At 60.5% G+C, this 19,318-nt stretch carries 15 protein-coding genes and 1 tRNA gene; 10 read left to right on the forward strand and 6 right to left on the reverse strand.

The annotated features are described in order from the left end of the window. Window positions 1-11: 11 nt before the first annotated feature. Genes NQ491_RS07065 through NQ491_RS07075 form a run of 3 tightly spaced genes read left to right on the forward strand, consistent with a single transcriptional unit; the run spans window position 12 to window position 3,459 of the window. On the forward strand, window positions 12-1,007 hold the full coding sequence (locus tag NQ491_RS07065) for an HlyD family secretion protein (RefSeq protein ID WP_019246233.1): 996 nt from the start codon (window positions 12-14) through the stop codon (window positions 1,005-1,007). Window positions 1,008-1,019: 12 nt separating this feature from the next. Continuing rightward, window positions 1,020-2,192 carry an ABC transporter permease gene (locus NQ491_RS07070; RefSeq protein ID WP_026089698.1) on the forward strand — a complete coding sequence of 391 codons (1,173 nt, stop codon included), beginning with the start codon at window positions 1,020-1,022 and terminating at the stop codon, window positions 2,190-2,192. Then, the gene (locus NQ491_RS07075) at window positions 2,176-3,459 is read left to right on the forward strand and encodes an ABC transporter permease (protein WP_019246235.1); all 1,284 of its coding nucleotides are present in this window, start codon (window positions 2,176-2,178) and stop codon (window positions 3,457-3,459) included. Before NQ491_RS07070 ends, NQ491_RS07075 begins: the two co-directional genes overlap by 17 nt. Here the strand turns inward: NQ491_RS07075 and NQ491_RS07080 are convergent. Then, entirely contained in the window at window positions 3,395-4,195 is an 801-nt protein-coding gene (locus tag NQ491_RS07080) for a lipopolysaccharide kinase InaA family protein (protein WP_019246236.1), read from the reverse strand. The two genes, NQ491_RS07075 and NQ491_RS07080, sit on opposite strands and share 65 nt — an antisense overlap. Before the next feature lie 470 nt (window positions 4,196-4,665). On the opposite strand from NQ491_RS07080, the gene NQ491_RS07085 reads away from it, so the two are divergent. The 6 genes from NQ491_RS07085 to NQ491_RS07110 all read left to right on the forward strand — a co-directional run bounded on the left by NQ491_RS07085 (window position 4,666) and on the right by NQ491_RS07110 (window position 11,115). Then, window positions 4,666-5,601 (forward strand): DUF362 domain-containing protein, encoded by a 936-nt coding sequence (locus NQ491_RS07085; RefSeq protein WP_390620790.1) that lies wholly within the window; start codon window positions 4,666-4,668, stop codon window positions 5,599-5,601. A gap of 223 nt (window positions 5,602-5,824) precedes the next feature. Continuing rightward, on the forward strand, window positions 5,825-6,238 hold the full coding sequence (locus tag NQ491_RS07090; protein WP_026089700.1) for a DUF1893 domain-containing protein: 414 nt from the start codon (window positions 5,825-5,827) through the stop codon (window positions 6,236-6,238). Between the two features lie 10 nt (window positions 6,239-6,248). Continuing rightward, on the forward strand, window positions 6,249-6,761 hold the full coding sequence (locus NQ491_RS07095) for a hypothetical protein (protein ID WP_019246239.1): 513 nt from the start codon (window positions 6,249-6,251) through the stop codon (window positions 6,759-6,761). A gap of 384 nt (window positions 6,762-7,145) precedes the next feature. After that, window positions 7,146-7,856 carry a tRNA (adenosine(37)-N6)-threonylcarbamoyltransferase complex dimerization subunit type 1 TsaB gene (gene tsaB, locus NQ491_RS07100; RefSeq protein ID WP_019246240.1) on the forward strand — a complete coding sequence of 237 codons (711 nt, stop codon included), beginning with the start codon at window positions 7,146-7,148 and terminating at the stop codon, window positions 7,854-7,856. Window positions 7,857-7,877: 21 nt separating this feature from the next. Continuing rightward, window positions 7,878-7,948: transfer RNA gene (locus NQ491_RS07105), tRNA-Gln, on the forward strand. Between the two features lie 752 nt (window positions 7,949-8,700). After that, window positions 8,701-11,115, forward strand: a complete 2,415-nt coding sequence (locus tag NQ491_RS07110) for a TonB dependent receptor (RefSeq protein ID WP_019246243.1) — start codon at window positions 8,701-8,703, stop codon at window positions 11,113-11,115. A gap of 231 nt (window positions 11,116-11,346) precedes the next feature. Here NQ491_RS07110 and NQ491_RS07115 read toward each other — a convergent pair whose 3' ends face one another. From NQ491_RS07115 to NQ491_RS07130, 4 genes are all read right to left on the reverse strand, one after another. After that, window positions 11,347-12,735, reverse strand: a complete 1,389-nt coding sequence (locus NQ491_RS07115; protein ID WP_019246244.1) for an aldo/keto reductase — start codon at window positions 12,733-12,735, stop codon at window positions 11,347-11,349. Window positions 12,736-12,754: 19 nt separating this feature from the next. Further along, window positions 12,755-14,239: a 4Fe-4S binding protein gene (locus NQ491_RS07120; RefSeq protein WP_019246245.1), complete on the reverse strand. Its 1,485-nt coding sequence runs from the start codon at window positions 14,237-14,239 to the stop codon at window positions 12,755-12,757. Between the two features lie 503 nt (window positions 14,240-14,742). Continuing rightward, window positions 14,743-15,096, reverse strand: a complete 354-nt coding sequence (locus tag NQ491_RS07125) for an MmcQ/YjbR family DNA-binding protein (protein WP_019246246.1) — start codon at window positions 15,094-15,096, stop codon at window positions 14,743-14,745. Between the two features lie 164 nt (window positions 15,097-15,260). Next, window positions 15,261-16,430 carry a glycosyl hydrolase family 28-related protein gene (locus NQ491_RS07130; protein ID WP_019246247.1) on the reverse strand — a complete coding sequence of 390 codons (1,170 nt, stop codon included), beginning with the start codon at window positions 16,428-16,430 and terminating at the stop codon, window positions 15,261-15,263. A 426-nt stretch (window positions 16,431-16,856) separates the two neighbouring features. Between NQ491_RS07130 and NQ491_RS07135 the strand changes: the two genes are divergently transcribed. Further along, on the forward strand, window positions 16,857-17,993 hold the full coding sequence (locus NQ491_RS07135; protein WP_019246248.1) for an acyltransferase: 1,137 nt from the start codon (window positions 16,857-16,859) through the stop codon (window positions 17,991-17,993). A 431-nt stretch (window positions 17,994-18,424) separates the two neighbouring features. On the opposite strand, the gene map is transcribed toward NQ491_RS07135, so the two are convergent. Then, window positions 18,425-19,279, reverse strand: a complete 855-nt coding sequence (map, locus tag NQ491_RS07140) for a type I methionyl aminopeptidase (RefSeq protein ID WP_026089701.1) — start codon at window positions 19,277-19,279, stop codon at window positions 18,425-18,427. Window positions 19,280-19,318 lie beyond the last annotated feature (39 nt).

The raw sequence follows: 19,318 nt of genomic DNA on the forward strand, positions 1-19,318 counted from the left end.
ATCGAGCGATTATGGATAAGACGAAAAAATACCTGGCCTTTTCGTTCGTCATGGTGCTGGTAGCCGTGACGATCGTTTCGGTGATCGGGATGATTCTGCTGGACCGCAAACCGGTCGTATTGCAGGGACAGATCGAGGCGACCGAAATACGGATCTCCGGCAAATTGCCCGGACGGATCGACCGTTTTCTGGTCGAGGAAGGAGAGCGCGTGGCTGCGGGCGACACGCTGGTGGTGATCAACAGCCCCGAGGCGCTGGCCAAGTACGAGCAGGTGCAGGCGCTCGAGGACGTGGCCGTTTACCAAAACCAGAAGATCGACGACGGAACGCGTCGGCAGATCGTCGAATCGATGAAGCAGCTATGGATCAAGGCCAAGGCCGACCTGAAGCTGGCCCGGACGACCCGCGAACGGATCGAGTCGCTTTACCGCGACAGCGTCGTCACGTCGCAGCGCCGCGACGAGGCGGAAGCGCTTTATCAGAATGCGTTGGCCGGCGAGCGGGCTGCCTACGAGCAGTACCGAATGGCTCTGGACGGGGCCCGGAAACAAGACCGCGAGAGCGCCCGCTCGATGGTCGACGTGGCTCGCGGAGCCGTGGGCGAGGTGACGGCCCTGCTGCAGGACGCGCGGCTTACGGCGCCCGAGTCGGGCGAGATCGCGGCCGTCTATCCCGAGCGGGGCGAGCTGGTCGGGGCAGGCACTCCGATCATGAGTCTCGTCGTGCTCGAAGACGCGCATGCGGTGCTGAACGTGCGCGAGGACCTGATGCCGCGTTTCCGTATGGGCGGGACGTTCCGGGCCGACGTACCCGCGCTCGACCGGCGGGGAGTCGTCTTCCGCGTATACTACATCAGCCCGCTGGGCAGCTATGCCACCTGGCGCTCGACCAAACAGGCGGGCAGCTACGACTTGCGCACCTTCGAGCTGAAGGCGAGGCCCGAGCCGGCGGTCGAGGGCCTTCGGCCGGGCATGTCGGTGCTGGTCAACCTGAGCGAACAGCCGTAGCGTATGGAGAGGATGCGGGAAACGGGCTTTGCGGCCGTACTGAGGCGCGAGCTCCGGCGGATGGTTTCCCGCCGGCTCTATTTCGGCGTGTGCGTCGCGTTGCCGTTGTTCTGCATTCTGTTCATGGCGACGATCTTCGGCTCGGGCCAGATGGAGCGCATTCCGGTCGGCGTGGTCGATCTGGACTGGACGGCTTCGTCGCGCAGCGTCACGCGCACCGTCGAGGCCGTGCCTACTTTCCGCGTGAGCGGACATTACGCCGACGAGCAATCGGCCCGGACGGCGACGCAGCGTAAGGAAATTTACGGCTATTTGGTCATTCCGCCTCGTTTCGAGACCGACCTTCGGGGCGGTCGCGGGGCGACGCTCCGCTACTATTATCACTATGCGCTGCTGAGCGTCGGCAGCGAGGTGCGCGGCGCTTTCGAGACGGTGCTTCGGCCGCTGGCGATGACGCCGGTCGTCACCGAGGCCGTCGCGCTGGGGGTGAGCGAGCGGACGGCCGAGAGCTTTCTGGTTCCGGTCTCCTCGCAGAGCCATCCGCTTTACAATCCCGATCTGGACTACTCGGTTTACCTGAGCCAACCGTTCTTTTTCATCCTGTTCCAGGTGATCGTGCTGCTGGTCACCGTTTACGCCGTCGGCAGCGAGATCAAGTTCCGCACCGGCGACGACTGGCTTCGCACGGCCGGGATGAACGTTTTTTCGGCCGTTGCCGGCAAGCTGCTTCCCTATACCGTGATTTTTGTTCTGATAAGCGTGCTGGCCAATTACGTGCTGTTCGGCGTGATGCGCATCCCGTTCTCGTGCGGGTTCTGGCCGCTGAATCTGACCTCGGCCCTGTTCGTCGTGGCTACGCAATGCTTGGCCGTGTTCCTGTTCTTGCTTTTCCCGGCTATCGGGATCGTCATCAGCGTGGTGTCGATGGTCGGCTCGCTCGGCGCCACGCTCTCGGGCGTAACTTTCCCGGCTCCTTTCATGTACGAGCCGGTCTACTACGCTTCGTTCCTGTTTCCGGTCCGCCATTTCGTCGAGATCAGTCAGAACCTGCTCTACGGCGACTACGGGTTCGCCTATACGTGGCAGAACGTAGCCGCACTGCTGCTGTTCGCGCTGCCGGCGCTGCTGGTACTGCCTCGCTTGAAAAAAGCCGTTTTAAGCCGTCGCTATGAAAATATCAAGTAAGCTCAGGGATATCGCCGCCATCGCGGCCGACGAGTTCCGCACCGTCTCGACGAGCTATTCCGTGTTGCTCGTGCTGATGGGCGGCATTTTTCTGTACGGCCTGCTGTATAACTATATGTACGAGCCGAACCTGATCCGCGACGCCCCCGTAGCGGTGGTCGATCGTTCGCACAGCCCGCTGAGCCGCGAGTATGCGCGGCTGCTCGACGCCGCGCCTCAGGTCAGGGTACTGACCGACGAGGCGGGTTTTCCGGAAGCCAAGGAGCTGATGAAGCGGGGCGACGCGGTCGGAATCGTGTACATTCCCGAAGATTTCGAGACGAGAGTGGGCCGGGGCGAGGAGTCGCTTTTCGTGATGTACGGGACGACGGAGGCATTCCTCTATTATCTGGCCATGCAGGAGGCTGCGTCGGGCGCGATGCTCGAACTCGACGGTCGCTATCGCCCGCAGATGCTCGTTTTCCTGCCCCGCGGGGACGTGCAGCCGATCACGCAGACCCCGGCCGTCACGGTCGTCGGCACCGCGCTGTACAATCATACCGAGGGCTACGGCAGTTACCTGATCCCGGCCGTTCTGATGGTCATCATCTTTCAGACGCTGCTGATGGTCATAGGCATGACCAGCGGAGAAGAGCGCGACAGCGGCTCGATTCGCCGCTATGCCGCCGGGGGAGTCTCGCTGGGGCGGATGGCACGCGTGATAGCCGGCAAGACTTTCGTCTACGGCCTGCTGTACGCGCTTTTCTCGGTGTTCCTGCTCGGGCTGATGCCGGCGGCGTTCAATCTGCCGGAACTCGGGAGCGGATATCTGATCGCGATGCTGATGATCCCCTATCTGCTGGCGACCTGCTTTTTCGCTCTGGCCGTCTCGGTGTTCTTCACCGACTCGGAGGCGCCGCTGCTGATGATCGCGTTTTTCTCGGTAGGGCTGATCTTCCTGTCGGGCGTGTCCTACCCGCTCGAACTGATGCCGTGGTACTGGAGAGCCGCCCATTACGTCTTCCCCGCCGCCCCGGGGACGCTGGCCTTCGTCAAGGTCAACTCGATGGGCGCCTCGATGGCCGACATCCGCGCCGAGTACGTGACGCTGTGGGTTCAGTGCGCCGTCTATTTCGCGCTGGCCTGCATGGCTTACCGGTACAATGTCATCCGCGCGCTGTGCCGCGTGCCGGCCGCTGCCGCTCCGCCGCTCGGGAGGATTTCTATCTTTCCGCTATGGCGGAATCCGTCCTTCCGCCCGGGCGGATCGCGCGAAATGCCTTTTTGATTTTGTGCCGCAGGTGGTGCCATGCCTCGAGAAACAGACGCAGCAACACCCCTCTGAGCTGAAACGAGTGCGTGTCCGCTCCGGTCGCCTCGGCGTACCGCTTCAGAATATAAAGATAGGCGTCCGTTTCGCAGGCCAGCCGGCGCAGGTTCTCGATCCGACGCCGCTGAGACAGCCGGCGATGGAACGTCATCCGGTTCGTGTCGATGAGCTGAAAGCGGCAGTTTCCCCTGGCGTCGCATCGATACAGAATATTGCCGATATGCAGATCCCGATGATATACGCCGGTCCGGTGCAGTTCGACGAGGAACCCGGCCAGCTGGTCCAGCATGTTTTGCGAGTCGGGGTTTTGCGGAAAGGAGGCCGTTATGTCCGAGACCGGCAGGTAGTCCGTATAGGCGGAGACGAAATAGCTGTCGCGGAGCATGCCGAAACGGCGGATCTCGAGCGAGGCGACGGCTTCGGGCGTGTCGATTCCGAGGCATTGCAGCCGTATGGCATGGCGGAATGCCCGCTCGGCCTTGCTTTTGCGCAGGCTTCCGTATATCAGCCTGTTGAACAGAGTCAGGTGCCCGTAGCTCTTGACCGTTATCCTTTGGCCGTTCTGCGTGTAAAGCTTGACGATGTTCCTGCCTTCGTACAGGGTCTTTCCTCCGGTCGAGGTCGGAAATATGCGGGGCAAGGACTCCGTGAAGCCTCGCAGCCGGGCGTATTTCGGATTGATTGTCAGTTTCATTGTAAAATGACTTGGGCGCTTTGCCGGCCGAATGGCTGCCGGCCGGGGCGGTTCCGTGCGCGTGCCGGCCGTGTCCGGAGTCCGTGTCTGCCGCGCGATTATAACAAAAATAGCCGTTCCGCCCTTGCCGGCCGTGCTCCGATTGACCCGGAATGTGTCCGGAATGGCCGGATCGGGATCGGTGCGGGCGGGTGTCGGGAGCCGTCCGATCCTGCCGACGGTTCCGGAGCCGAGGTTGAAATGCAGACTGCCTGCGGGTCGTAGTCACGGGACGCGGACGATGACCGGAATTGCGTGACAATCCGTTGTCGGGAGAGATAATTCTGCGTTTTGTCCGCTGTCAAAAAGAAATTCTCCCGTAACTTTGTATCATGCCCGGGAAAGCCGGACGACGACGGTACGTTCGTCCGGCGGCTTGCCGGGAGGAGGAACGAGAGATGAAAAAGATTGTTCGTATGGTTATGTCGGTGATGACGGCGGCACTGGCGGCGACGGGGTCCGGCAGCGCTCGGGAGAAGGGCTCGGAAAAGCTGCCCAAGGTTTATATGTTCAAGGAGATTTCGTCCGAGAATCTCGTGAAGATTTACGAGGCGCTGGGCCGCGAGGCGGCAGGCAAGGTCGCCGTCAAGCTTTCGACGGGCGAGCCCGGCAACAATAATTACCTGAGTCCGGCGCTGATCGGAGATCTGGTGCGGCGGGTCGGGGGAACGATCGTAGAGTGCAACACCGCGTACGGCGGCGGGCGGTCCGATACGGAGTCCCACCTGAAAGCGGCCGAGGATCACGGTTTCACGGCGATCGCGGAAGTGGACATCATGGATGCCGACGGGGAAGTGGCGCTGCCGGTGAAGGGAGGCAGACATCTGAAGGAGGATTTCGTCGGGTCGCACTATCCCGACTACGACTTTACGGTCGTTCTGTCCCATTTCAAGGGACATCCGATGGGCGGATTCGGCGGCGCGATCAAGAATATTTCCATCGGCATCGCTTCGTCGGCGGGCAAGGCGTGGATACATTCCGCGGGTAAAACCCGGGATCGGTCCGAGGTATGGGAAAACCTTCCTCCGCAGGACGATTTTCTGGAATCGATGGCCGAGGCTGCCAAGGCGGTCGCGGATTACTGCGGCGACAGGATTCTTTATATCAGCGTGGCGAATAATCTTTCGGTGGACTGCGATTGCGTGGCGGCGCCCGAGGAGCCGAAAATGGGCGATCTGGGCATTCTCGCTTCGCTCGACCCCGTAGCCCTCGACCGTGCCTGCGTCGACAGGGTCCGTGCTTCGGAAGATCACGGCAAGGTGCATCTGATCGAGCGGATCGACTCGCGCAACGGCATGCATACGCTGGACTATGCCGAGCGGCTCGGAATGGGAAGCCAGCGATACGAACTGGTCGAGCTGGACTGAGATTTCGGAGCCGGAGGAAAATTGCGAGGCATCGGACGGCGGGAATAGCGGATTTCGCGGGACCGGACGGCCGTGCGAGTCCCGTACGCGGGGTTTCCGGCGCGCCGAAAACCGCATCGCCGCCGTATCGCCGCCCGTTCCGATCTTCGCCCTATGCGGGAAAACAGGCGGAGCCGTGTGTCGCCCGGCCGGTTTCGGATTAAGGAAATATAGCATACGGATTATGGAAAAACTGATTCGATTGTTGCATGAGGGGAATTACTCGCTGGTGGTCGCTCACGGCGAAATCCGTACCTTCTCGGGACGGGGAGTGTCGGACCTGTATGCCCTGTCGGGCGAGGACCCCGGGTTTCTGCGCGGGGCCTCCGTCGCCGATAAGGTCGTAGGCAAGGCGGCTGCGGCTCTGATGATCGTCGCGGGAGTGAGCGAGCTGCATGCCGATGTCATCAGCCGGCCCGCTCTGGACCTTCTGGCCGGCAGCGGAGTGAAGGTCGGTTACGCCGAAGAGGTCCCGCATGTGATCAACCGCAGCGGGACGGGCTGGTGCCCGCTGGAGACCCGTTGCCGCGATTTGCGTACCCCGGAGGAATGCGTGGCGCAGATACGCGATTTTATGAATGCGATGAATAACCGATAAAAAAATCGATATGCAAGCAACGACCGTAAAACTTCATTCGCTGGGGTACGACCAGGCGAAAACTTACTGGATCGCGGCTCTGTTCGTGGCGGGAAACGTCCTGCTGCCGCAATGGTGCCATCTCGTTCCGCAGGGCGGCGTACGGTGGCTCCCTATCTATTTCTTCACGCTGATAGCCGCTTACAAGTACGGTTGGCGCGCCGGCATGCTGACGGCCGTTGCCTCGCCTTTGATCAATTCGGCGCTGTTCGGCATGCCCGTCGCCGATACTTTGCCCCCTATTCTGTTCAAATCGTCGCTGCTGGCCGTCGCCGCGGGACTGACTGCTGCGCGTTGCCGTCGCGTGTCGCTGCCGCTGCTTGCGGCTGTGGTGCTCGGTTATCAGGCGATCGGCACTCTCGGCGAATGGGCGATGACCGGATCGCTTCGCGCAGCCTTGCAGGATTTCCGTATCGGACTGCCGGGCATGTCGCTCCAGATCCTCGGAGGCTGGGCCTTCATGCGCTGGATACTCCGCCGATAAGCCGGGAGCGGCTTTCGGGCGATCCGTATTCTTCGGACGGATATGACCTTACGGCCATACAAGGCGGTTGTACGCCGTAGGTTTGTTTCCCGAGCGTCTACGGGAGACTTTGGATTTCCTGTTTGTCTTCCGTCTCCCGGAACCGATCGTTTCCCGATCGTGTTTCGGCCGGGCGCGTTCGGCATGCTTTCCCGTTGCCGCCTGCCATGCGGTCGGGCGAGCCATGGGCCTGCCGGGTTGCCGGAACTTTTGGCAGAAAGCCTTTGTTTTCGGCCTCGTATCGAAACGAACGTACCGTTGCGCACCCGGCGGGCGGTACGATAACAAGAGGAGATCGGATTTGATATTTTTTTCGCTTACTTTGCAGAATCAAACCGTCGTACCATGTCGCTTATCTTATGTATCGAGGCCGGCACCGACATCGGTTCCGTAGCCTTGGCGAAAAACGGCAGGCTCCTTTCGCTGCGCGAAAATCTCGAGGGGAAGCATCATGCCCAGAATCTGGCCGTATACGTGGAGGAAATCCTTCGGGAAAACGATCTCGATGCCGACGAACTGGATGCCGTGGCCGTCGGCAAGGGTCCCGGCTCCTACACCGGACTGCGGATCGCCGTATCGCTGGCCAAGGGGATTTGCTATGCGACCGGAAAGCCGTTGATCGCCGTAAACAGTCTGGAAGCCCTCGTACAGGTCGCGCTGGAGGATTTCGAGGCCGGCATACTCGATCTGGAATCGCTGGAAGACGCCAAGTTGCTGCCGATGATCGACGCGAGACGCATGGAGGTCTACTGTCAGTTGTTCGACGCGCAGGCCCGGCCGTTGTCCGAAGTGGAGGCTCACGTTCTGACGGCCGAAAGCTTCGCTGCCGAACGGGCGCAAGGGCGGCTGGTGCTGTTCGGCAACGGCGCGGCCAAGAGCAAAATGCTTTTCACCGAGCCGGGAGTGCATTATGTCGATGTGACGCCCTCGGCTCGCGGTTTGGTAAAGCCGGCGACAGAGGCTTTGAAAATCAGAAAGTTCGAAGATGTTGCCTATTTCGAGCCGTTTTATTTGAAAAATTTTGTCGCAACTTCTTCGTCGAAAAAATTTTTTTGATTACATTTGTGCCGTGAATATTGACCCATGGTGTAATGGTAACACTGCAGATTCTGGTTCTGCCTTTCTTGGTTCGAGTCCAGGTGGGTCAACGAAATAAATTTCAAGCGCTTAACTTTTAACGAGTTGAGCGCTTGTTTTTTACGGATGCAACATAGGCGAAACATGGCGTTTTCGTTTGCTTTTGAATGTATCGACTTGTATATCATCCGAATATATTTGCAAGTATAAGGATGATAGTTAGTACTCAGGACTTAACAGGAGAGTATTTTATTGATTGCCTGACCGACGGTTGCCAAAACGACTTCTATGCGTCAGGGCGGTTTCAAGGTACGATTCCCGAATTTCCGCGCAGCGGCAGGCCGTTCCGGTTCCGGACCCGACTTTGAGGGCTCGCCTCCGGTCCGGCCGGTTTTTCGGTCGGATATGTTTCGTGTACGGGCATAGAAACGCGGACTGAGCCGATTATTGGCTTCTGCGGTCTTGGAAAAACCTCACTGGCAAATAAATGAGTAGAGCCCGCCTCGTGGAGCGTGAACGCTTTACCCTTGTCTGCTTTGAAATTTTCCATGTTTCAGAACTCCTGTCCGGACGGCAACCGGTCGGTCGCGGCTTTTTCCCGTTGCGGGCGATCGATGCGCGAGAAGCGATTTTTCAGCCATGCGGTCGCGATTCTCGCGGAATAAAGCGCGATTCGTCAGGCAAAACTTGCGATTTAGAGCTTTACGTCATAAATTAGGCGGTCAAACCGCGACGCTCCGTTTCCGGCGCTTGCAGCCGCAGGCTTCGGAGGCAGCGGCGGAAGACCCGAAACGAAAGAAACCTTTTCTATTCCGAACCAGCCATGATGAAGCTCCTTATTCTTCTGGCCGTCGCGGTCGCAGGCGTGCCGGCCGCTCATGGTCAGAACTCTCTCCCTGCCGTAAGAGGGCGCGTGACGGACGCTTCGACGGGAGCGAACGTCGATTTCGCGGACGTCGTGATCGTCGACACGAGCAATCGAACGGTAGCCAGAACGATCGTCAGTGGCGGGGAATTCCGGATCGACGAAGTGGAGAACGGCGATTTTTTACTGAAAATCATGCTATTGGGCTACCGGCCTTACACGAGCGACACGATCGCTTTCCGCAGCGGCCGTCCGATCGACATGGGGACCGTCTCTCTCGTGCCCGAGGAAAACCGGCTCGAAGGCATTGCCGTCACAGGTTCCCGAGGCCGGATCGTCTATAAGCTGGACCGGCAGAGGATCAGCGGCTCCGCGTCCCTGTCGGCGGCGGGAGGAACGGCGGCCGACATTCTCGGCTCTACTCCCTCGGTCCGGGTGGACGCCGACGGAGAAGTGTCGTTCAGAGGCAGTACGGGCTTTCTCGTCTATGTGGACGGCAAACCCGCCGTACAGGAAGGAACCCGGGCTATGGAACAGATTCCCGCCTCGACCGTTGCGGATATCGAGATCATTACGACTCCCTCGGCACGCTACAAAACGGACGGCGACGCGGGCATCATCAACATAGTCACCAAGCGTCAGACGGGAGAGGGACTGAGCGGAGCCGTCGGCATGGCCGGAAGCACGCTGGGGGCGTGGAACGGAGACGTGCTGCTGGCGTACCGCAAAGGACCTCACCGATGGTACGTGGGCGGAACCGGGGCCGAAATCCGCGGGAAAAGCGATTTCGGCCAGCAGAAAACCACGATCGTGGACGATTACACGACGACGTCCGACGCCGACGGAACCCGTCATAGCAACAACGCCTCCTATATCGGACGATTCGGTTGGGAGTACGGCTCACGCCGCCACAGACTGTCGCTGGAATTCCAAGGCGGCGACACCAAGAACGCCCGGGGCGGCGACATGGGCTACTACGAGCATCGCATGCAGGGGACCAATGTGATAAACGACGCTTTCTACGACAGCCATGACCGCTACTCCAACGAGAAGCAGCTCGCGCAGTTGCTGGCCGATTACTCTTTCCGGCTGAACGAGCGGGGCGACCGGATCTCGATAACGGGACGGCTGCGGTACGACTGGTATGCGCTGGAATACACCGAAAGCAACATGTTCGACACGACGGGAGCGCGCTACGAAGGTACGCGCGGCTACGAGAAGGAGCATCACTGGGATTTCGACGGGAGCGCGGTCTACGAGATGAACTACCGCGAGCAAGGGAAACTGGAAATCGGCTACCAGTACACGTCCTACAGCGAGCACGGCGACTACAACATCACGTATTGGGACCGCGCCGCGCAGGATTTCCAGTGGCAGGACGACCTGTACGCCCCGTTCTTCTACCGCCGCCAGATCCATTCGCTCTATGCCATGCTGAACGACCGGATCGGTCCGGTAGCGTTCGACGCGGGACTCAGGGCCGACAATACGCTCGACGAGCTCGCCATATCGGTGGCCGGAGCCGACCGCGACATTTCGCGTCTGGAGCTGTTTCCTTCCCTCCACGCATCGTACGAGGCTCCGCACGGCAACACGTTCTCCGTCGGTTACTCCTACCGGACGAACCGGCCGGGAATCTGGCAGCTCGAACCCTATATTACCTACGAGGACTACTATACCAAGCAGATCGGAAATCCCGACATCCGGCCCGAGTATATTCATTCCGTCGAGGCGGGATACCGGAAAAGCACGGGGAAAGGCGGCAGCATCGCGGTCACCGGATTCTTCCGGTCGCGAACGGGCGTGATCGACCGCATCCGCGTGGCCTACGAGCCCGGCGTGACGCTCGATTCGCTGATAAACGCGGGTTGCGACCGCTCGGGCGGCGTGGAGCTCGACGCACGCGTGAAAGTCGCCCGCTGGTGGAATATGACCGTCAACGGAAGCTTTTTCGGATACAAGTTCGTCAGCCGCTACGAGGGGTGCGAGGACGCTTCCAACACGAGCTACGCGCTGGGACTGATCAACCAGTTCACGCTCGGACCCGCGACCCGAGTACAGTTCGATGCCAATGCCGTCGGCCCTACGGTACTGACGCAAGGTCGGGAAAAGGCCTATTGCTATTTCGATTTGGCCCTGCGCCAGCAATTCTGTAAGAACCGCATTTCGGCCGCGCTGGTCGTGCACGACATATTCCGCACCGCACGTTACGAGAACCGCCGCACGACTCCTTCGCTCGTTTCGTCGACCCGTATCAGGCCCAAGTACCCCAATGTCGTTCTGTCGCTGAGCTATTCGTTCAATGCCGCAGGCGACAAGGAACATACGGGACGGGTTTCGTCCGGCGCGCGGTTCGACGGCAGGGAGTTCTGACGGACATGCGGAAGATCGCGCCGATACCCGAGCCGGCGTCGGCGCGACGATGGATATGAGTCGGGCCGCGCCAATGCCGTCGGTCCTACGGTACTGACGCAGGGCCGGGGGAAGGCTTATTGCTATTTCGACCTGGCCCTGCGCCAGCAATAATCCGTCGTCCGGAACGGGCTCTGAAAACCCGCGCTTCCTGAATACGCGCTCCGGCTCCGAGGAGAATCGCGCGTCTTCCTAAAATTCGCGCCCCTGCTTGAGGTCTTCCACGAACCGGTCGATGCGGTGCAGCTCTTTCGGGATATCGATGCTCTGAGGGCAATGGGGAATGCATTGTCCGCATCCGATGCAGTGGCTCGCCTGACGCAGCCGGGGAACCGAACGGTCATAGCCTACGAGGAACGCCCGCCGCGCCCGGCGGTAGTTGTCGTCCTGCGACGAGGAAGGTACGTTCCCTTCGTTGACGCACCGGTTATAATGCAGCAGAATGCCCGGAATGTCCAATCCGTAGGGACACGGCATGCAGTATTGGCAATCGTTGCAGGGAACGGTCGGGTAACGCAGCAGCAGTTGCGCGGTCTGTTCGAGAAACTCCCTGTCTTCGTCGGTAAGCGGTTCGAGCGGCGAATAGGTGCGCAGGTTGTCCTGCAGATGCTCCAGATAGGTCATGCCGCTCAGCACGGTCAGTACCTTTTCCGGCGAGCCGGCGAAGCGGAACGCCCACGAGGCGACGCTCGCTTCGGGCCGGCGCTGCTTGAGATGCGCGGCGATGTGATCGGGCACGTTCGAGAGCCGTCCGCCGAGCAGCGGTTCCATGATGATCGCCTGAATGTCGCGCTTCGCCAGCTCCCCGTACAGATATTCGGCATCGACGTTGTTTCCCGACGCATGCTTCCAGTCCACGTAATTGAGCTGAATCTGCACGAAATCCCAATGCGCCCGCTCGTCCATCGCCAGCACCTCGTCGAAGACGTCCACCGTTCCGTGGAAAGAAAATCCCAGATTGCGGATACGGCCCGCTTCCCGCTCTCCGAGCAGAAAGTCCAGCATCCCGTTGTCGATATAGCGGGCGCGGAACGTGTCGATTCCGCCGTTGCCGATCGAATGCAGCAGATAGTAGTCGATATAGTCCACCTGCAGGTCCTCGAAGGACTTCCGATACATGGCTATCGAGTTCTCGCGGGTATGGTTGGCGAAGTTAGACAGCTTGGTGGCGATCAGGAATTTTTCGCGGGGATGACGCTTCAGGGCGATCCCGGTCGATTTTTCCGACCAGCCTTGCACGTACACGGGCGACGTATCGAAATAGTTCACTCCGTGAGCTATGGCATAGTCCACCAGCTCGTTGACCGCATCCTGGTCGATCACGTTCCCCCGGCCGTCGGGCGAAGGGAGAGTCGGCCAGCGCATACACCCGTAGCCGAGCAGCGACACGCGATCGCCCTTTTTGTCGTTGGTACGGTAAGTCATCCGGTCGGTCGGAACGGCCGTCCGGGCCGCCCGACCGCCCGACACCGGGTTATTCTCCGGGCTGCAGCCGGCCCATGCGGCCGTAGTCGCGGCCGCGCTGATTCCCACGATTTTCAGAAAATCGCGGCGGTTCATTTCCTTATCTCGTGCTCCCATAGAAAGTCGCCTTGACAGATTATACGATACGGTGTCTCGCATGCCCCTCGACGTAAATGGCGCTGAAAGGGCGTGCCGGACAAAGGTTTTCGCAAGCTCCGCAGCCGATGCAGCGCTCGACGTTCACGACGGGAATTTCGGGCGAATCCGGCATAGCGGGATCGGAAGCTACCATGACGATCGCGCCCGTCGGACAATGGCGGGCGCAGTTGCCGCATTTCACGCCGTCCGTCAGCGGAACGCAGTTTTCCCTGACCCATACGGCATGACCTATCTGGATGGCCGACTTGTCTGCCGCCGTGATTTTCAGAATCGCGCCCGTCGGACATACTTCCGAACATTTCGTACATTCGGGCCGGCAGTAGCCGAGCTCGTACGAGGCCACGGGCTGCATGAACGTCGTCAGCGCGGTCGAAGGGCGCAGCACGCCCGAAGGACATACCGACACGCAAAGCTGGCAGCCCGTGCAGTGCGCGGTCATGTGACGGAGGCTCTGCGCGCCGGGAGGCACGATCGGGGTGGCGCGGTTCGGAATCTTCTTGTCCGCGATGACGGCCAGGCCGCCGTCCACTTTTTTCTCCTGCGCCCTCGCCACGGATGCCGCGGCGAACAGACTCAGACCGGTCAGAAAGCGCCTTCGGGCGGGATCGGCCTCCCTGCCGCCGTCCGAGACCGGTACGGCCGTACTCCGACGGCGCTTGTACCGGATCGCTCCGCGCCGGCATTGATCGATGCAATCCATGCAGGCGACACAGCGCGAATAATCGATCTTATGCTCCCGGCTGTCGATACACGCCGCCTTGCACCGGCGGGCGCATTGTCCGCAACCGTTGCATTTCGTAACGTCGATGACCGGCCGCAGCAGCGAAAAGCGGGAAAGGAACCCGAGCACCGTACCTACCGGGCAAATCGTGTTGCAGTAGGTACGACCGTTCCGCCACGACAGAACGGCCAGCGCCGCGAACATGGCGACAGCGATCGCAAAGGTCGGCAGGCTCTTGATCCAGACATCCGTCCGGTAGAAAGCGTAGCTGCCGGCCCTTTCGGCGAAGCCGGCCAGCAGGTTGTTGCCCCACTGCCAAAGCGGCGCGAAAAGATTCGAAGCGATACGCCCGTAAGCTCCGTACGGGTCCAACAGCGCCACGACGGAGCCTACGCCCGCCGCGAGCGCTACGACGAACAGCGAAAGCACCGTATAGCGCAGCCACGACAACGCCGGCGAATGGGAATAGCGGTTTTTCCGGCGCCGTCTTCCCAGCCGGCCGAACACGTCCTGCATCACGCCCAACGGACAAACGACCGAACAATAAATGCGTCCCAGCAGCAGCGTGAGCAATACGAGCGCCGCCACGACGCCGAGATTCAGGGCCAGTACCGCAGGCAGGAACTGAATCTTGGCCAGCCAGCCGAACCATGCATGGATCGTTCCCGTGAAATCGAGAAACAGCAGCGTGACCGGCACGAAACAAAGGACGGCGAGCGTTATTCTGATTTTTCGCAACATGCCTCGTCTGTTTAATTCGAATTTACAAAGATATATTTCATTCCCTTGTCACCTATGATTCTCCTTTTGCAAAAATAGCGGGTACGGACATAGCGCTTGTATCCGTTTTACGGATCATAGAACCCGTATCATCGAAATGGCGAAATGCGATTCTACGATTTTTGGGGAAGCGCGTTCCGAAACCGCAGATCGTCGCTCCGGCCGAACGGAAAGAATCACCCGCAACGAAAGTTCTGCCGATTTCCTTTTGGCCGTTTCACAGCCCGTCCGACAAACGTTTTACCTGCAAAGCGGCAATCGCCTCGGCTCGCGCGATCGTCCGTCGGGAACTCCGTCGTCTCCGGCGAACGGCCGAGCGGGCTTCGTCCCGTTCGGTCTGGGACCTAAAAGCTGGATTATCGGGAGTTTTCCCGCTGCCCGGATGCTCCGGCCGGTTTGCTCGCACCCCTATTCGAACCACGGCAACGGACCGTTCTTCCTCCGACTCGTCCGGCTGCAGTCGCTTACCGCTTTCGGTCCGAACGACCGACCACGAGCTCATACGATCGTCGGACGAGCCTTCTGATTTCGCTGTCGGGAACATCCCGGTCGAAACGGACGTTGATCCAATGCCGTTTGTTCATATGGTAGCCGGGCTCTATGCCCTCGTAGCGGTCCCGCAGATCGATCGCCTCGTCCGGGTCGCACTTCAGACAGCAGAAATCGAACTCGCGGATATGGACGAAACAGAACCATTTGTCCCGCACGCAGAACACGAGCAGTTCCCGGTCGTACTCCGAGGCCGCTTTGTCGAACGGCATCTTGTCGCATGCGCCCGGGAAAGAGAGGCAGTATGTCCTGAATTCTTCTATGTTCATTTCGGTAGCACTGAAAGCGCTTGTCGGTCTGCGTTCTTGATGCGGGGGCCCTTCATGCCGTTCGTTGCGAACGAATTTCTCCGGAGCGGGAAACGCTTCCGGGAACTTGCCGAAGCGTACCGGCCCGCGGGGAAGCAGGGATCAGGATACTTTACCGTTCTCCGTCAGAACGTGGCGGTCGCCCGGAGGTTGGCTCCGCCCTCGGCCCGGAAGCAGGAGTTGTCGGCTCCGACGTTCGACCGGACGATATGGTACTCGAACGATCCGTAGAGCAGGTTGTCGGGATCGAGCACGAAATACTCGTAGTTGAAGTCGTAAGGCACTTGTCCGCTGTTCACCTCGATGCCGACCTGCTCGATGCGGAAGAAAGAGGCCCCGCGCGTGTGACCCGCGAAATCCGTGTCAAGCGACGTCAGGATGTTCTTGCAATTCTGGGCGTGGATGCGGCCGAACCAGCAGGAGTGATCCATCTTGGAAAAGACAAAGGCATTCTCGCAGTCCCATGCCGACAGGTCGTTGCCGTTCATGTGCTCCGAGAAGACGAATCCGTAACGGAACGCGCTCTTGACGTATACGTTCCTCAGTCCTTGCTCGGGGTTGCACCACAGCCGGGGACCGATGAAGCCGGCCGAATAATGACCGTCTTTCGACGGAGCCGTCAGGGCGGTGTTGCGGACCGACGAGTAAATCAGTACGTTATTGGTGTACACGGTAGCCGCGTAAGCCATGTTGATACCCGACAGATAGGGGTATTTCCCTTCCTCGGCCTTCGCCTGAAAGGCCAGATCCTCGATGCGGATCACGGCCTGGTTGAGGCTGTAGAGGTTCGATCCCGTTCCGGCCGCCAGAATGCAGGCGGGCGTGGCCGCCGGATCGGTCTGAGGCTCTCCCAGCACGTCGGAGAACAGCACCGTCCCGTTGTCCCACACCTCCGAACGGTCTTCGCCCGTATGGTTGGCGTACGAACAGGGCGTGACGACGCAGGTTTCGCCCCGCAGGCGGATCATCACGTAATCCCGCTTGCCCGGGCTTTTCTTGGGCTTGACGATCAGGTGCGCCTTGACCCGATAGTTCTCCTGCATCGTGGCCAGGCGGTAGCGGCCGTTGGGGAAGTAGACCGTACCGCCGCCGTGATCGATCGCATGGTCGAGCGCCGACTGGATCGCTTTCGTGTCGTCCGCCTTACCGTCGCCTTTGGCGCCGAAGTCGCGGACGTTGTACACCGACTGGCAGGACGCTCCGCTTGCAGCGGCAGGCTGCGACATCCGTTTCTGCCCGTAGCAGACCGTGCCGAGCAGCAGGGCGAGCGCAGCGGCGCAAATAGTCGTTTTCATAGCTTTCGTTTTACGGGTTCGGGCCCCTCCGGCTTCGCCGGGCTGTTCCGACGGGTTCGGACGAGCACGAGGGGCGCTTGCTCCGCACGCGGGGAACGCATGCGGTTGCGGGAGTAAAAATAGCAAGAATGATCGGATTCGGCAACCCGTACAGGGAAAAATGTCTTGCACCGTAGCCGAACGGTCGTTTCCAGCGGAAACACTCGCGTATGAATCGTGGCCTCGGCTCGGCCGGCGGCTCGGCTTTTCGGAAGAGCCGGTCTCCGCCGCTCTTGCCCGTCAGGGAAAAAATCCTATATTTGCATGAAGGCCGGCCGACGAAGATTCCCGCTCCGACGGGAAACCGGATCCGGAAAGCCGCCGGACGAATGCGGTTCGCCCGGCGGTTTCTGCCGGTTATCGCCCGAGCACAACTAACCCGAACTTATGGAGACTACGACGAAGGAACACTTAGGCTGGATCGACCTGCTGCGCGTGCTGGCCTGCTTTCTGGTCGTGCTTTCGCACTGCTGCGACCCGTTCGTCGCGCAGTTCGACGCCGACCGCAGCGCATTTCTCACGGGCATGTTCACGGGGAGCACGGTCCGGTGCTGCGTGCCGCTTTTCGTCATGATGACCGGCGTGCTGCTGTTGCCCGTGCAGACCGGCATGTCCGCTTTCTACCGCAAGCGGATCGGGAGAATCGCACTTCCGCTGGTGTTCTGGTCGCTGGCGCTGCCCGCGCTCTACTGCGTTTATCTGAACTGCGGCGGAACGACGTCGAATCCTCAGGTCGTGATGGAGGATCATACGCTGCGGGCCACGCTGACCAAGCTCTATACGTTCGTTTTCAATTTCAACTATGACACCACGCCGCTCTGGTATCTTTACATGCTGGTCGGACTGTACCTGATCATGCCGATTCTGAGCGTCTGGCTGCAACAAGCCTCCCGCCGCGACCTGAAGTTCGCGCTGTGGCTGTGGGGCGCAACGCTCGTACTTCCGTACATAGGCATGGCGGCGCCCATGCTCGGCTATGCGGGCAATTACGGAAATCCGGGGATTCTGGGCGTCTGCGACTGGAATCCCTACGGCACGTTCTACTATGTGTCGGGATTCGCCGGCTATCTGGTGCTGGCCTATTATCTGGTCAAATACCCTCCTGCATGGAGCTGGCGGCGCACGCTCGCGCTCGGCATCCCGATGTTCGCGGCCGGCTATGCGGTCACGGCATTCGGCTATCTGGCCATGCAGAGCCGCTTTCCGGGCAACTACGCCTACCTCGAGATCGTTTGGTACTTTACGGGCATCAACGTCTTTCTGATGACGTTCCCGGTCTTTCTCGTCGTGCGGAAACTGCGGCTGAAACCACGCCGATGGCTCGCGCGTCTGGCATCGCTGACCTTCGGCATCTATTTGTGTCATTTCATTTTCGTGCAGATCGGTTACGACTTGATCGGAACGATCGGTTCGCTTCCGGTGCTCGCGCGCATCGTGCTGACGGCCTGCTGCGCTTTCGCGGTCAGCGCGGCGCTGGTGTGGCTCATGAGCCGTTGGAAACGGACATGGAAACTGGTCCGGTAGCGGACGGGGGACAGGTTCCCCTGTTCTGCGCCGAACCTTGTTTTGAAACACGGGGACCCCGCGGCAGCGGGAGCGCCTTTCCGGGATGAAAGCGATCGTCGCGTCTCGGCCCGGCGGTCCGCAGCGCGACTTGCGGCATGCTTGCCGGCCGGCTCGTTTTTTCCTTTGTCTTTCAGGAACGGATTTGTATCGTGCCAGGTAGCGGAATCGTCGGCGTACGCGGCTGTATCCGACCGGGGCGGACTACCGGTCTGCCCCTTATTCGCTCCGTATACGATAATAACGGTTCTCGCATCTGCGAGAACCGTTATTCCCGCTATGTTATGGACACAGGGAAAAATGTTTGCGATCTCGTGCGGGCGGAACCGGTGCGCGGAAACCGTTTCGCGTCGGACTCGCCACGCTTCGGCTCGAGTCGGCCGGGCGGAGTCTCAGTAAGTCAGAATTTCCGGCCCGCTTTCGGTCATCACGAACGTATGCTCCCACTGGGCCGAAGGCAGCCCGTCGTCGGTCAGGACCGTCCAGCCGTCGGCCTCGTCGATGAAGATGCTGCGCGAGCCCATGTTGATCATCGGTTCGATCGTGAATACCATGCCGGGCACCAGCACCATGCCCGTGCCGCGCCGGCCGAAATGCTCTATGTCCGGCTCCTCGTGAAACGCCAGCCCGACTCCGTGTCCGCACAGTTCGCGGACGACCGAATAGCCGTTCTTTTCGGCGTGGCGCTGAATCGCATGGCCTATGTCGCCGACGAAGCCGAACGGCCGGGCGGCCTCCATGCCGATGCGGAGACATTCGCGCGTCACTTCGACCAGTCTCCGCCGCTCGGGCGAGACGTTGCCGATCAGAAACATGCGCGAGGCGTCGGAATAGTATCCGTCGAGAATCGTCGATACGTCGACATTGACGATGTCGCCGTCGCGGAGAATCTCCCGCTCGCTCGGGATGCCGTGGCAGACCACGTCGTTCACGGACGTGCAGACGCTTTTGGGGAAGCCTTCGTAGTTCAGCGGAGCCGGGATCGCTCCGTGCGAGGTCGTGTAGTCGTAGACGGCCCGGTCGATCTCGGCGGTCGACACGCCCGGGCCGATCATCGCGGCCACGCAGTCGAGAACGCCCGTGTTGACCGCTCCGCTGCGGCGGATGCCCTCGATCTGCTCGGGCGTCTTGACGAGCTCCCGGCCGGGAACGAGGCAGCCCCGACGGGCCATTTCGAGGACCCTGCGGTCCAGTTCGGTCGGCTGCCCGTCGACCTTCCCGCGGCAGCCGTGTTTTCTGTCGGACATCGTTTCGCTGTTTTCGTCGTTGCGGCGGCATGCCCGGGC

Source organism: Alistipes ihumii AP11, from assembly GCF_025144665.1.
In the GTDB taxonomy this organism is placed as follows: domain Bacteria; phylum Bacteroidota; class Bacteroidia; order Bacteroidales; family Rikenellaceae; genus Alistipes_A; species Alistipes_A ihumii.